General features: G+C 29.9%; 15 protein-coding genes. 14 read left to right on the forward strand and 1 reads right to left on the reverse strand.

Annotation, left to right across the window (positions count from 1 at the left end; all coding sequences use genetic code 11):
• Nucleotides 1-30: 30 nt before the first annotated feature.
• The 7 genes from COE53_RS18060 to COE53_RS18090 all read left to right on the forward strand — a co-directional run bounded on the left by COE53_RS18060 (nucleotide 31) and on the right by COE53_RS18090 (nucleotide 9,163).
• Nucleotides 31-285: a hypothetical protein gene (locus COE53_RS18060; RefSeq protein ID WP_098948493.1), complete on the forward strand. Its 255-nt coding sequence runs from the start codon at nucleotides 31-33 to the stop codon at nucleotides 283-285.
• Nucleotides 286-722: 437 nt separating this feature from the next.
• Nucleotides 723-2,228 (forward strand): protein kinase domain-containing protein, encoded by a 1,506-nt coding sequence (locus COE53_RS18065; protein ID WP_483295436.1) that lies wholly within the window; start codon nucleotides 723-725, stop codon nucleotides 2,226-2,228.
• Between the two features lie 207 nt (nucleotides 2,229-2,435).
• Entirely contained in the window at nucleotides 2,436-3,251 is an 816-nt protein-coding gene (locus tag COE53_RS18070) for a DUF4030 domain-containing protein (protein ID WP_142350416.1), read from the forward strand.
• A 578-nt stretch (nucleotides 3,252-3,829) separates the two neighbouring features.
• Nucleotides 3,830-4,036, forward strand: a complete 207-nt coding sequence (locus COE53_RS18075) for a hypothetical protein (RefSeq protein WP_098862128.1) — start codon at nucleotides 3,830-3,832, stop codon at nucleotides 4,034-4,036.
• Complete coding sequence (locus tag COE53_RS18080; protein WP_180242446.1) at nucleotides 4,008-5,507, forward strand: recombinase family protein; 1,500 nt, start codon at nucleotides 4,008-4,010, stop codon at nucleotides 5,505-5,507. The genes COE53_RS18075 and COE53_RS18080 overlap by 29 nt, the downstream gene beginning before the upstream one ends.
• Complete coding sequence (locus COE53_RS18085; RefSeq protein ID WP_180242447.1) at nucleotides 5,479-7,017, forward strand: recombinase family protein; 1,539 nt, start codon at nucleotides 5,479-5,481, stop codon at nucleotides 7,015-7,017. Before COE53_RS18080 ends, COE53_RS18085 begins: the two co-directional genes overlap by 29 nt.
• Nucleotides 7,018-8,503: 1,486 nt before the next feature.
• On the forward strand, nucleotides 8,504-9,163 hold the full coding sequence (locus COE53_RS18090; RefSeq protein ID WP_142350418.1) for a hypothetical protein: 660 nt from the start codon (nucleotides 8,504-8,506) through the stop codon (nucleotides 9,161-9,163).
• A 248-nt stretch (nucleotides 9,164-9,411) separates the two neighbouring features.
• On the opposite strand, the gene COE53_RS18095 is transcribed toward COE53_RS18090, so the two are convergent.
• On the reverse strand, nucleotides 9,412-9,738 hold the full coding sequence (locus COE53_RS18095; RefSeq protein ID WP_098948499.1) for a helix-turn-helix domain-containing protein: 327 nt from the start codon (nucleotides 9,736-9,738) through the stop codon (nucleotides 9,412-9,414).
• Between the two features lie 200 nt (nucleotides 9,739-9,938).
• Between COE53_RS18095 and COE53_RS18100 the strand changes: the two genes are divergently transcribed.
• The 7 genes from COE53_RS18100 to COE53_RS18130 form a co-directional block, all read left to right on the forward strand.
• Nucleotides 9,939-10,286, forward strand: a complete 348-nt coding sequence (locus COE53_RS18100; RefSeq protein WP_098948500.1) for a DUF2538 family protein — start codon at nucleotides 9,939-9,941, stop codon at nucleotides 10,284-10,286.
• A 401-nt stretch (nucleotides 10,287-10,687) separates the two neighbouring features.
• Nucleotides 10,688-10,918, forward strand: coding sequence for a hypothetical protein (locus tag COE53_RS18105; protein WP_098948501.1), 231 nt, complete (start codon nucleotides 10,688-10,690; stop codon nucleotides 10,916-10,918).
• A 185-nt stretch (nucleotides 10,919-11,103) separates the two neighbouring features.
• Complete coding sequence (locus tag COE53_RS18110) at nucleotides 11,104-11,850, forward strand: alpha/beta fold hydrolase (protein ID WP_098948502.1); 747 nt, start codon at nucleotides 11,104-11,106, stop codon at nucleotides 11,848-11,850.
• A 222-nt stretch (nucleotides 11,851-12,072) separates the two neighbouring features.
• Nucleotides 12,073-12,300 (forward strand): hypothetical protein, encoded by a 228-nt coding sequence (locus COE53_RS18115; protein ID WP_098948503.1) that lies wholly within the window; start codon nucleotides 12,073-12,075, stop codon nucleotides 12,298-12,300.
• A gap of 245 nt (nucleotides 12,301-12,545) precedes the next feature.
• A complete protein-coding gene (locus tag COE53_RS18120; protein WP_098948504.1) occupies nucleotides 12,546-12,956 on the forward strand; it encodes a hypothetical protein in 411 nt (136 codons plus the stop codon).
• Nucleotides 12,957-13,141: 185 nt separating this feature from the next.
• Entirely contained in the window at nucleotides 13,142-13,426 is a 285-nt protein-coding gene (locus COE53_RS18125; RefSeq protein ID WP_142350419.1) for a hypothetical protein, read from the forward strand.
• 180 nt (nucleotides 13,427-13,606) lie between these two features.
• A partial coding sequence (locus COE53_RS18130; protein ID WP_483295437.1) for a GNAT family N-acetyltransferase occupies nucleotides 13,607-13,839 on the forward strand: 233 nt, incomplete at its 3' end.

Here is a 13,839-nt window from a genome sequence, read left to right on the forward strand (position 1 = left end):
TTAAAAAGTTGGTATGAGAGGATTTATAAAATGACAATGAAAACATCAGGAAAAGTATTTTTAGTTGTTATTATTGCATTAACAATACCTTTTCTAAAATATACAAAATTCGGCGATTTAATTGCTTTATTGGTTTTAATAGGAATTAGCATTTTTAATAAAAAGATAAGACAAGTGATTATAAAAGCGTGGTTTGAAAAAAGAGGAGTCTTAATTTGTTTGTTCATTCTACTCTTTGTCTTAGCACCAGTTTCATTTTGGATATTAGTAACCTTATTCAACTAACGCATGCATTAGTTGAATTATATGAAGTCTGCTTATGCAGACTCTTTTTTTTCATTGGTAAAAATGTAGAAATAGGTGATGAGTTGAGACTTAACAATAATTAAGTACAAATTTGGAGAAGTTGTTTATAATTGGAATTATCATCATTGAACAGAAATTCATGTAGAACATAAAAATACTTATTATATTTCTCATTGTAGACGTTAAAGGGTACTCAATTTATTAAAGCAATCAATTTACTCTGAGAAATAATATATCAATTCAGACTTATTAATAGAAGCGAAGTTAATAAAATGGATCCTTAATATAATTGAAGCTGTTAAATTTGGAGATCCACATACTTATTTGGCTCAGTTCAACATTGAAAAGTACTAGGATATAGGATTAGTAATTTTGTATTATAAGTGAATATGTTAATTCGTACAGGGGTGACTCAATTGTCTAAAGAAAATGGAAGTAAAAACCTAGCAAAAAGTGTTAGTGAGTTTATCAAACAAAGTAATGGAACAATAAATTTGTCTTTAGGAGAAGTTTCGGATTTAAAGCAAATAGGACAAGGTGGAAACGGTCTAGTATACGGTGGAATCCAAAACAACCAAGAGGTGGCAATAAAGTTTCTTGTTGAAAATAACATGAGAAAGCTTCAACGTTTTAAAGCTGAGTATTTTAATGTCAATTTAATGGTGGATCGTCGCAATATAGTAAACTATATAAATTTTGAGGATATTCTCTTAAATGAAGAACTTAGTATTCCAGCAATTATTATGAAAAGATATGATAAATCCTTAAAAGTATTAAGGTCTGATTCATTGGATATTGAAGAAGAGACATTTGCAAGATTATTTAACTTTTTGTTAGTGACTTTAAAAAAAATACACGAAAACGGAATTATACATAGGGACATAAAGCCTGAAAATATTTTGGTGACAAAAAATATTGACTTTGTTTTAACAGATTTTGGGATTGCAAGCTATAATTCTGATATGTATCAATTGAAAGCAAAAACTGAAAAAAGTGAAAGGCTGGCTAATTATGAGTTTTCTGCACCTGAACAGGTAGAAAAGGGGGTAATTCCTGCCCCTTCAATGGATATATATGCTCTTGGACAAGTTTGCCAATGGTATGTATTTGGAAGCACTCACAAAGGAACAAATAGGAGAAGAGTTACAGAAATTTTTAATTCAGAACAAGCTGAAATTATTGAAGTAGTAGTGAATAAGTGCCTTTATAACGACCCTAAAGATAGATATCAAAGTGTTGATGAAATTTTTGAGCATATTAAGGAAATCAAAGATTCAAGGAAAGCTGTCGATCCATTTGATGAAATGTACTTATTAAATGATGCGATTAGAGCTACTTGTCCTAATGTATCTATAGGGGTACAGTATGTTGATGATGAAAAATATATTAAAAGATTTGTTGAAAATATTAATAAAAAGAACTTTAAACATAGACTTTGGTTTAATACAGGTAGAGGAGATAATAATTTTAGTAGTTTAAGATATTTGGGAAATAAAAAGCTTATGCTAGATAATAAGGAATTAAAAATAAAAGGTTTATGGTTGTATACAGAAAGTTGTTATAATGACTTGATAATAATGGAAACAGAAGAAAATGAACCTTTCAATATAAACGGGAACGAGACTTATTATGGATTATTGATAAACAATGAGTTTTTAGTTGAGGCTCATCACCTTAGTTCAGGGTATCTTGAGATTGACGATCAAGTTTATAAACTGAGTGACCTTAAAGTTGAAGAATTCGATAGATCCAATTATTATAAGTATTATTTTATTGGTACAATGTATCACTCTTCAATAATTCCTGAGAATGATACATTATTAGATGAGTTCCAGGATCAAGAAAATAATATTGATACAGTTCTAGACTTGATAAAAAAATTAAGAAGGAAAAAGCACAGAGAAGTAGTGTTAAGATTATAAAAAATTATATAATCGTTTTTAATAAATAAACTCTTTTTGAACAATTTTAATTCTATTTTTTCTATTCATCTGGATATATTTTATTGTAAAAAACTGGTAAAAAATTGGTACCAGTTTTTTATTTTTCTTTACTAAACACACTAGTAAAGGTTGAATAGCTATTATTATTCTACTTTGAACAAAGGTAACTTAACTGGATTACAAGGGATGGCAGAAGTAATTTCAAAAATACCGTATCTTAGCCTTATTTTTAAGTCTAAACCTTTAGAGCAAATGATTTGGGAAGAGCTGAAAAAGAGAGGATATAAAATAGGTAGTTTCGGTATCACATATTCACCGAAAACAATCCATATATGGGTAGATGAATCAGAGTCATATTATAATGAGGTAAAAGACGGGATTAAAAAGACTGTAGATGAAATTCTTCAATCAAAGGGTTACAATTCCTATTCCGTAAACATTACCAAATATCAAGAACGGAAAGACTATGAATTGAACGTAGCGGAAAAGAAAGAAAAAACAGTACTAGAAAGTGAGATTACGAAAAAATTAACCAACTTAAATTATCCATTTAACATGGTTCAAGCTGACCCGACGGAAGATACAATCTTTATTAATATGGAAGGGTCAAAAAAGTATTATAACGAAGTGAAACGGGATGTTGAACAGATAGCGAAGGAAATTGCTGAATCAAATCATTATCCTGGATATAAAATTAAAGTAACGAGAGTAACGGTAGAAGTTAGAGCAACTGATAAAGGAAGTCAGATTATTCCTGCTATTGCTGAAGGGCTACTGTCAAAAAAAGAGTACAAGGTTAAAGGAGTGGGGTATAAAAGTAAGCCATTAATTATTATGATCAGTACTTCCATTCAAAGTTCTGATTTAACAGCAAAAGAACTAGGAATGAAAATTGATAAAGAAATCAATGAGTACCTAAAATCAGAGGATATTTTGTCTATACTTGGGGATGAAAAAGTTAAGGTCATTGTATACAGCATGGATAAAAAGAAAATAAATTGATTAATTAAATAGGATCACTTAAGTTGCTTCGGCAGCTTTTTTTCTTGTTCAAATGAAATACATAGCGCTTTCTTCCTTCTATCTATTGTTATTATTTAACTTGAAAAATGCATTACTTAGTAAAATTACAAATCGTTAATTTAGTAGCTAGATGATAAAACAAACCGCAAAGCAATGAAGCCATAATATTCATTTTTCCTACTAGGATTTATGATTCTACACAGCTCAATTAGTGTAGTAGCGATTCATCCAAATTTTAATCTATAGTTTACAAGAATGTTCCTACCTTGGAGCTATTTTGATTTCTCACTTTTGTTTAATAGGTCGAATAATATTTTGGTAATGATTTTTAGGCACTCTAGCGTTTTACACGTCTAAAATAAAACTTTCATTCCATCATTTGTATGATGAAATTCGGACAATTGCTATAAATTTGGCAGTTGTCTTTTTTGGTTTTTACTTAGTGCGTATGCGGAGATTGCAAATTATTTTTATATAAAAACAATTTATTTTTAATTAAGAATAACAAATTGTTTGCTGGTCATACTATCTATATAAATTGAAAGGAAATTTATCAAATGAAAAAACATGAAATACATGAATTATCAATAGGATCAATTCGCTATGTCTATGATGAACGTGCAGCAACAAAGTGGTTCGACCTATATGTAGAATTAGCAAAAGAAATGCTTATCACGAATGCGTCTAAAAAAGATGGACAAACGTATATTGAATATGAAAGGAGTGAAAAGAACAATGAAAAAGACAGTAGCCTATTATCGTAATTCAACAAATTTACAAGAAAATTCGATTCAAATGCAAAAAGCAATGGCGCTAACTTTCTCCAGTAAGCAACGGATCGTCATTGATGAAGAGTTTGAAGACATTGATATGTCTGCAAGGAAACTAGGGTTAAAAGAAAGAACAGGACTTTATAAAATTAAAAAACAAATTGAGCAAGGCTTAATCGAAGGGATTGTTGTATATAAACGTGATCGACTGGCAAGAAATGTGCAAGAACACTTGGAATTGTACGAACTGTTTAAAACGCATGATGTAAAAGTTTATTTTACTTCACAAAATGAAGCACCGATGATGTACACACCTGTTGGTGAGTATTTAGAAACCATATTAGGTGCAATGGCTGAGCACGAAGGGAAACAGATTGCGCTTCGAATTCTCGAAACAAGGATTGCGAATTATACAAAAGGAATTAAACTCGGTAATCTCCCTTTTGGCTATAAAAAAATTGAAGTAGAAAATAAGTTACCTTCAATCGAGAAAGATGAAGAGGAAATTAAAATTGTCGAAGCTATTTTTGATACAATTTTACATGATAATCATGAGAGCACATCTTCAATTGCCAAACAATTAAAGAAAAATAACTTTATCCGAAAGACCAAAAAAGGAGAAAAGCGTTCTTGGGATGAGACACAAATAAAAGAAATCATTGGTAACATGATGTATGCAGGCACTCGAATCATGAAATTTGGTAACGAGAAATATGAGAGAAAATACGACGATTTAGCCATCGTTACAGAAAAAGAATGGCTTGATGCAAATGAAATTTTTGAAAAAATTCTCGAAAATAAAAAGGGTAAAGTTAAATTTCGCTGTCCTATTCTAAAATTCCTTTATTGCAAGGAGTGTAAAGCGAATTTAGTTTTAAGTAAGCAAATGGTGAGTAGTACTAACTATCGGATTGTAAAGTGTGAAAACGAGGAATGTAAAACAAGAGCATTTGTAGATGATGTTGAGCAGAATATTAAAGTTCAATCTGACTTTTACTTTCGAAATCTACTCTCTAACCATTTTAGTGAGCTCTATAAGCGGCAGCAAAAAGCAAACGTAAATCGTTTAAATACGATCATTGAGAAATATATTCAATTGGTCAAAGGATTAGAAGATGAAGCAATTAAGCGAACGGAAAAGTTTATTAAAAGTAAAAGCCAACTTCATAAAGATAATCTCGTAGCGTGTTACCGTAAATTAAAAGAGATTAAGAAAGAAATAGCTTTTTATTTTGAGAAGTTAGAAGAAATAAATGACTTTATGGGTAAAATTGAAGGCTCATATGAGCTATTTAAAGAAAATTTATTAGAGAAATTATCAATTGATGAATTGGACATTTTTTATACGGATATTATTGAAAGTGTTCATATCGGAAAATACGAAATTGATTTTCAGTTTAAACATCCATTTTTTACAGCAAAGGAGATGTATAATCATGACACAAAAACCGTTAACTTATCATGAGGTACTTCAACCTAATCGAAAGGCAGCTTTTTATGCACGTTATTCGACTGATAAACAAGACTTTTTAATGCAAAAAAATGCTGTTGAGAATTTTTTAGCTGAACATAATTGTATCTTTTTGGAAAATCATCAATACATAGATGCAGGGGTATCAGCTGTTAAAACACCACTTAAAGAACGAGCCGAATTGCAAAAATTAAAAGCTGCTGCGAAAATGAGAGAATTTGATTTTGTAGCGATCTATAAGGATGACCGAATTGCACGTGACACAGTAGAACATCAACAGTTTCGAAAAGAAATGAATGAACTAGGTATGCCAGTAATTAGTGTATCGGATAGGGAATTGTATACGTCGATGGAGGTAATTCCGCGTGCAGTAAAGGATGGTATGACGAGAATGGAATATATTTACATTCGTGAACGAACGTCAGATACTTTACGAAGCAAGCAAGAACGGGGGGAATGGACTGGCGGAAAAGCTCCTTATGGCTATAGTTATGATTGTCAAACAAAAACATTCTCTCTTGTGAAAGAAGAAAAACAAATTGTTATTAAAATATTTGATTGGTTTAAACGTGGTTATGGCTTTAATGAAATCGTCTTAAAAGTACAAACTGAGCTAAATGATGGTGTTCAAAAATGGAGTAAGGATAAAATCAAAATGATTATTACAAATCCATTTTATGCAGGATATATAACTGCAAATCGGTTGAAAAAGAATAAGTTGACTGATCGTGAAACGTGGAAATTTGCAAGGAATCCAACAATTATTCCTATTATTCCAATGGAAGAATGGGAATATGTAATGCAATTGTATGAAAAAAAGAAAAGTAAAGGGCATAATCCAAAACGGTACAATACACCATTCATTTTAAAGGATATTGTAAGATGTCAATATTGTAAGCGATTATTAAAAACGAAAAATCAGAAAAAGACTGTTGGTGGTAAAGAATATGGTGATCTCTATTATTTTTGTGACTCCGATCAATGCTCGTTAAGTTTAATAGCAAGTAAGATTCACGATTATTTTAAAGGTGAATTATTACCGAACTTACTGGCATCCAGCAAAGAGAAGGCTTTACATAAAGCAACAGATCAATTAATAATTGACCAACAAAACATCGAAGATACAATTAGTCAATTAAAAGAGCAAACAAGCGAGGTAAGCGTTGAAATTGATGAAATGGAAGTGTTCCTTCAGGAAATGTTCATGAAGGATCTAGAAGAAAATGAGGAAAATGCATTGTTCTTGGAGTCTCTAATTCATTATCAATTATTTAAGAAAAAAGAAAGAGAACTAATGTACAATCAGCTTGGAAAATTAGAACAAAAACGACAACAGCTTGAAAAAGCAATAACATATGCAGAAGGTCCTCACGCAATCCATTTTAAAGGATATCCATCAACAGAAGATGATGATCATGTTCAATTTAGAAAAATGATATTGGAGTTAATTTCTGTTTTATATGTGGATCTAGATGGCAAGCTGCATTTAGATGTAATTAATTAAAAGGTGTCTACGTAAACCGAGGGCTAATGAAGCTTTTGGTTTATTTTTTTGCAAAAATCTATTTTTTATCAATTCTTAAGTTAAAAATGATTAAAAAAATGAAAAAAAATGAAAAAGATAATAGTAACAACGAATTACGAAGGGGGTGAACCGTTTTTCGTAAGTAGGAAATTGAAGTATAAAATAAATATCCGAAAGAGATCCAACTGGACAAGTTGTATAGGAGGAATAAATACGAACAATCAGTATGACTAATTTCTGTATACTAGCTTAATTGAGTAATACTTTATTAGATTAGAAAAAATTAGAGGGTGTTTTTTTCGGTTATTAGGAAAGCCATATTTATACCTATCGGTAAATAGGATGGAAACCGATCGGTTTCAATTTTAATTACCGAAAAAAAAAACAATAAAAGTGCTTGTACCCATTGATTTCAAGGGGATTTGTCCACTGATTTAAAAATTGTGAATAGTTAGACTAAATATTTTCGGCTATAGAGATTACTCGGTTAAAGACAAGCGGTTATTAAGATTATTCGGTTAAATGAAATTATATCTAATTTTTAGTAGGATTATAGAAGATGCCGTCGAAAGAGTGAGGAAGGCGTCGACTACAGTTTACCAAAGTAATATTACTCCAGTGAAATAGCTAAAATAATGGTACTTGTCCGAATAAATCTTTTTTTAATGATTTCTTAAGGTGAATAGATATTATAAAAAACCTTTAAGCATAAGTAGCAGAAAAGGAGTATTGATTAAAGGATTTTATTAGAAAACGAAAGCCTAAATACTAATAATTGGTTACAAACTGATCTATTTGAATGTGGGTACAATGGGCATCAGAAAATGATTTGAAATGTGCTACGTAAAGAAAACATAATAATTACGTATCATGCCTTTCTTAAACTCGTTAATCAATATGACTTTCAGAAGTAAGATATAAGAAATAACAAATGTAAGCTGTTGGAAATTTCAATGGCTTACTTTTGTATTATTGATGTGGACCATGAATCTTGACCTATCATTCTTATTTTGTAGTCAGAATGGATTCCATTTCAGATCGATCAAATATTATGGTTTTTAAAATTTGATGATGGAACAATTGCAAGGAATGCAACTCATAAAATAGAGATTTAGATTATTAGGATTTCTTATGAAATAATCTTTTGAAGATAATTGCTACCTTTTTATCATTTTTGGGTACTTTTTATTTATCACCTCTTACTGTTTGTAATTTATGAAATTTATTTAGTATTAACAGGCATTAAATTAGTCAATTTTTTAATTTTCCTCTCATAAAATTAATTTAGTTAAAATCGTTTATAAGGAGATGAGTAATGAAATATTACACTGTCGACGAGGCGTTTAAATTATTAGAGCAATTTGAAATTTCTCGATCAAAACAAGTTGTAACTAGATGGGTCAGCAAAAATTTAATAAAAAGTGAGAAGAAAGATCACTGTTATTATATTAGTGAGGAAGACTTATTGAATTTTATCGATGAAAAGAAGCCTAAAATGCTTGAGTTACTTAATAATTCAAAAATAATAAAAAGTTCAATTGGAAAGTTAAGCGAAAAGATAGAATCTATTGAAGAAAAAATTACATATTCTTTTCAAGTTCAAGCAGAGGAACTCGTTTCAATAAAAGCAATTGAAAATCAATTAATCGAGATAACAAACAGTATGTCAAGTTTTAATGATAATTTGAATTTAATCAAGCAAATAATAATTTCTCTACAAGAAAGCGTCATAAATAATACTGTTTCCAGAAAAAGTAAGTCAAAAGATAATTCAAAAAATAATTCAAAAAAAGAGGATGGAGCTACTCAACTTGATTTTTTCGAAGAGAAAGCAGTAAATGCTGAAGAAATAATGGTTTCAAATTTACCCTTTAATGATGAACAAATTTTAGATGCAATGAATTCAACATTATCAGTTGATATCTTTTCAAGATATAAAGAAGAAATTTTAAGGAGTATTAAAAATGTATTATTAAATAGAAATTCAGAATGGAACCAGCCAGTAGATAAAAAGAAATATAAATGCTTATACTCAGGAAAACAGTTTGAAATGTGTAAACCATTTTTAAAGCTGACAGCCAAATATGTTGCAGCTGAACTTTTGGAAAAGGATGGGATTAAATAAAGTAAGGATGAAACACCAATGAACTGAGCGTTATACTTAATTCAGATGTAGCATGTCTTTTACAACAGAGTCTATTTGTAAAATCAGCCACTGAGTAATTGTAGTTTCCAAAATAAAAAAATGTTTCAGATGAAGGAATCGTAGCTTAATAATTTGCTGTATCTTAGATACAAGATAATACACTAATCCGCATGCTATTTTCTTTAATAAACTAATACTAAATAAAAATGCAAAAACTGAGATTACTGTTATCTAACTTTCTTTTCAATTAACCAGTTAATATTTGATTCTAAACTAAATAAAACAAATTCATAAGAACCTTCGTCCACTTCTCTTAGCAAGTCTAATTGTTGAAATAGACGACTAATTCTTGAGTTTTCATCAATATTTAGAGGAAGTAAGGCAAGTTCTTCTTGCAATCTCTGAAGTAGGGAGAATGAGATATTCTCCGTTTTTCCTGTTTCTAATTGACTTAAGTAACTCGGTGAAATATTTAGTATTTTAGCAAATTCATTTAAACCATACCCTTTTTGAAGCCGTAATTCCCGCATTTTTTCACCCAGGTCAAGTAACATAATTTCCCTCCGAATCAAGCTTTATTAAACATAATTTCGATATATAAAGAATATTCCCTTTAAATATTTGTGTTTTAAATATAAGTTTATTGATCTATCTCATTTTATTTAATAAATAGTCAGTAATCATGAAACAGATGCTGTCCACATATACTATTTTAATTAATTTATCATGCGGCTTTTAATAAGGAGGGAAATTAATGTACTTTATTTGCCCAGAACACGAGAACCATTATGAATTCTTATTAAAATATTTTAAAAATGATCATAAAGACTATAAAAAGGCTTGTTATATAGCTGCTATTCCTATAATTTTTAATCGTATCGATTTCACTGAGCGTCTACATGGACCATTTGATTGGTATTTTAAAAAGGAAAATTCTAATTTGGTGTATTCTTTAAATGATGGAGAAGGTACAAATTATTTAGTTGATTTGGGATTACATTTTTGGTCGGGGCACAATCCATTTCATTTAAATAATGCTTCGTATGCATGGAGAAATAATGATGATTACTTTAAGGTACTTCAACAAATTTGTGTTATGTAGATAGAAATCACCCTATTTTAATTTGGGTCATTATTTTTTTTATATAAGAGATTAATATTATATAATTGAGCCTAGAAAAGCTAATAGATGCACAATTGGAATAAACTATAGGTGGAGAATTGCAAACCTGAAGAGCAAAGATAAGAGGTAGGTTATTTACAGTAGGAGACATTGAGGGAATTATGAGGTCAAATTTCAAAGAATAAATAAAAATACCACTTTATGAGGAAGAACACCCTTTTATGTTGCGTTCTAATAAAATCAATTTGGGTCAATCATTTGAACCAAGCTCCTTTTCCTTATTAAACAAAATGGCTGGTTATTTGAACAAGGTCTTATTGATTTTACGACGAATATTAGTTATGTAAGAGTATTTAATTGAAGACTATAGGGTGGTTATTATGAAACAAAAAACTAATAACACAGCATTTTATCTTCTATTAGCATCAATTATTGTTGGTTCACAATTTAGAGAACATTTTAAAGGAATTCCAGAAATAATATCATTTGTAAGTTTTACTTTAATTTATTTTTATATCTTTTTTCTAAATCGCAAGACTTTAACACTGTTAATTTTGTGTGTTGTTTCATACATAACTTTTGCTACTAATTATACATTTTTCCATTTTTGAGTTTCAAAACCTTATTCAATTAAAGCATGCGTTATTTCAACAAGAAGGGCTGCTACAGTAGCCCTTTTTATAATGCTTAAGGAGAATTGAACAAGGAAAATATTAATATTAAAGAGAATATTGATATATATAAATATGAAATTCTATCACTTTTAGCACTATTAGATTTTTGGAGGAAAAGAATCATGATCGATGTTAGTAAAGATGAAGCAAAGCAAAAAGTAGATATCGGTGGAATCGAGTTACATTTTGAGTATTTTGGAGAAAAAAATGAAAATGTAACGATGATATTTGATTCTGGATATGGCTGGGATCTAAATAACTGGAAAACAATTAGAAATGAAGTATCAAAGTTTGCGAAGATGTTTATTTATGATAGAGCGGGAATTGGGGAAAGTGAAAAAGATGATAGACCCCGTCATAGTAAGCAAAATGTTGAAAACCTTCGTATTTTACTTCAAAAAGTAGGTATGAAACCACCTTATGTATTAGTTGGACACTCTTTTGGTGGAGCAAATGTTAGGTTATTTGCAAGTGAATATCCTGAAGAAGTTGCTGGGGTAATTCTTTTGGACTCAGTTCATGAGGATCAGAATATATTTATGGCACCATTATTTTCAGATAAAGTAAAAGAAGAATATTATGGTCAATTTAGATTTGAAGCTTCATTAAATGAATTTGAAGAAAGTCTTGAGCAAATTCGAGAATCTAGTTCATTTGGAAACTTGCCACTTTTCGTTGTTACTGGAGGTACACAACCTTACCATACACCCGAGTCTTGGGCTTACTGGACTAAATTTCAAAAAGAACTTGTAAAGTTGTCCACAAATAGTAAGCATATAATTGTGGATGATGCTGGTCATGCTATACATGTTGATCGTCCAGATGCAGTTATAAAAGTATTAAAAGAAATGCATGAAATTGTTCAATAAAACAATATCAGAAAATTCCTTATCCAACTAATGCAAGCATTAGTTCAATAAGAAAAATTCATTCGAAGTGTTTAATTAGTTAATGTTTAATTGAATATATTAAGATAAATATTCAATGTATAAGGAGGAAAAGTCTTGTATAATCCTAAAGTGTTCTTCTATTAGTTGCGGTTGGCACCAATGGCAATTGCCATAATCTAAATCCCCGCAGCAGGGAAGGAAATGTTAGATTTAGAAACAGTTTCAAACTGGAAAAATGAACAGAATAAAAACCACAAGAAAATTTATAAAGATCCTCGAAGAGAAAAACTTCTTGAATATCGCAAGGGCTTTAAATCTGTTCATTATGATAAAGAAGTAAAGGAAGTTCGAAAAGACGATTATCGAAAATATCGGAATCGAATGAACCATTTAATCAGAATTGAAAAATACGAACTAATTCACAAATAAAAAAAAACTAGTGGTAGGTTGACATGGTAGTAATAAAAGCGCAGATTAACTTCTGTGCTTTTTAACTTTTTCATTAAGTATAAGTGATTAATTTAATATTTCTTGTTCAACTAACGCATGCATTAGTTGAACAACATGATCGACGATTCGTCGGTCATGTTTTATTGGACTAAATGACTGTTTAGTTAAACATGAATAGGAACTTTGCTACTGGAATAATATTTTAAATAAAGGGAGGGAATTGTATGTCAAGCCATATCATTATTGCAACAATGAAGCGGATTGAAGATTTAAAATATGTATTTGAAAGACACATTTTGAATATTAGTTCAGGTGAGGAATACAGTATTGATTTGCCTTTAACTTTGCCATATGTTTATGAGATTTTTGGATATGAAAAGCTCTCCTTTATATCCTTTTTAGAAGAATTTATGGAGTTAGGTGATATAGTTGAGGTGTATGAATACTGTGATGGTAAAGAACTATTACCAGAATCGATAAATAATCCGAATGAAGCAAGAACGATCAACCTATTACAGCTTACATATAAAGATGAATTGGGAGAATATCAATTTGACAAAAGGAATTGGATGAATGAACTTACAACTCGTAGAGTAGTATCAAAGCGAAGCGTCACAACATTTATGAAATATTAAATTGACTTATACAACTAACGCATGCGTTAGTTCAACAACGATGGACTGCAATTGGTAGTCCTTTTTTATTGTACTTACATTAGTTTAGTTGAAGAACATTTTCTAATTCATTTTATTACCATTTTCAAATTTCCTTTTAACAATTAATATTGATTTAAGAACCTTGTAGGAGGAAATTGATTGAAATGAACGGATATTGGTTTATTTTTATTCCTTATGTAGTAATTTTTTTTATTGTATCCCAAGTCATAAAAACAAGGATAAAAAAGAAAGAGAAAAAATTCATAAAAAAATTCATCTTAATTGATACTTTTGGTGGGCTATTAGGCGGTTTGGTTTTATCAATTACTGCAAAAGCAACTATATTACAATCTTTGGTGGTTATCTTAATCTGTGGACTTTTTATGAATTGTTCTACGTATGCAATGTTCAGAGGTCGTAAATCATTTGGAATAAAAGATGAAGAATAAATTCTAAATAATTAATTCTTGTTCAACTAACGCATGCATAAGTTGAATAAAATTTTGAACTAATTTTGGCATTTTAATATCTACCAAAATATTATTAGAGAAGGAGCAGATAAGTTGAATAATTTGCCATTACGAATTAGACCAATTCATGAAGAAGACTTATTTTCACTTTGGACATTGATGTATAAAGAGAGTTCACCAGAGTGGAAGAAATGGGATGCACCATATTTTGAACATAAAGCTGTCACATTTGAGGACTATTTGAAAACTAAGGATTCTGTTGTTAATCAAGAGGATAGATGGATTGTTGAGGTAGATGGAAATGTCATTGGAACAGTTAGCTTCTATTGGGAACATAAACCATCTAATTGGCTTGAAATGGGAATAGGTATTTATGATCCCAACTATTGGAG

The sequence above is a fragment of the Bacillus sp. AFS029533 genome, assembly GCF_002585125.1.
GTDB classification, from domain to species: domain Bacteria; phylum Bacillota; class Bacilli; order Bacillales; family Bacillaceae_G; genus Gottfriedia; species Gottfriedia luciferensis_B.

Bases quoted from the DNA above. Each gene is read 5' to 3' on its own strand.
- COE53_RS18060 (WP_098948493.1), top strand. From the start codon at position 31: ATGACAATGAAAACATCAGGAAAAGTATTTTTAGTTGTTATTATTGCA.
- COE53_RS18070 (WP_142350416.1), top strand. From the start codon at position 2,436: ATGGCAGAAGTAATTTCAAAAATACCGTATCTTAGCCTTATTTTTAAG.
- COE53_RS18075 (WP_098862128.1), top strand. From the start codon at position 3,830: ATGAAAAAACATGAAATACATGAATTATCAATAGGATCAATTCGCTAT.
- COE53_RS18080 (WP_180242446.1), top strand. From the start codon at position 4,008: ATGAAAAAGACAGTAGCCTATTATCGTAATTCAACAAATTTACAAGAA.
- COE53_RS18085 (WP_180242447.1), top strand. From the start codon at position 5,479: ATGACACAAAAACCGTTAACTTATCATGAGGTACTTCAACCTAATCGA.
- COE53_RS18095 (WP_098948499.1), bottom strand. From the start codon at position 9,738: ATGTTACTTGACCTGGGTGAAAAAATGCGGGAATTACGGCTTCAAAAA.
- COE53_RS18100 (WP_098948500.1), top strand. From the start codon at position 9,939: ATGTACTTTATTTGCCCAGAACACGAGAACCATTATGAATTCTTATTA.
- COE53_RS18105 (WP_098948501.1), top strand. From the start codon at position 10,688: ATGAAACAAAAAACTAATAACACAGCATTTTATCTTCTATTAGCATCA.
- COE53_RS18110 (WP_098948502.1), top strand. From the start codon at position 11,104: ATGATCGATGTTAGTAAAGATGAAGCAAAGCAAAAAGTAGATATCGGT.
- COE53_RS18115 (WP_098948503.1), top strand. From the start codon at position 12,073: ATGTTAGATTTAGAAACAGTTTCAAACTGGAAAAATGAACAGAATAAA.
- COE53_RS18120 (WP_098948504.1), top strand. From the start codon at position 12,546: ATGTCAAGCCATATCATTATTGCAACAATGAAGCGGATTGAAGATTTA.
- COE53_RS18125 (WP_142350419.1), top strand. From the start codon at position 13,142: ATGAACGGATATTGGTTTATTTTTATTCCTTATGTAGTAATTTTTTTT.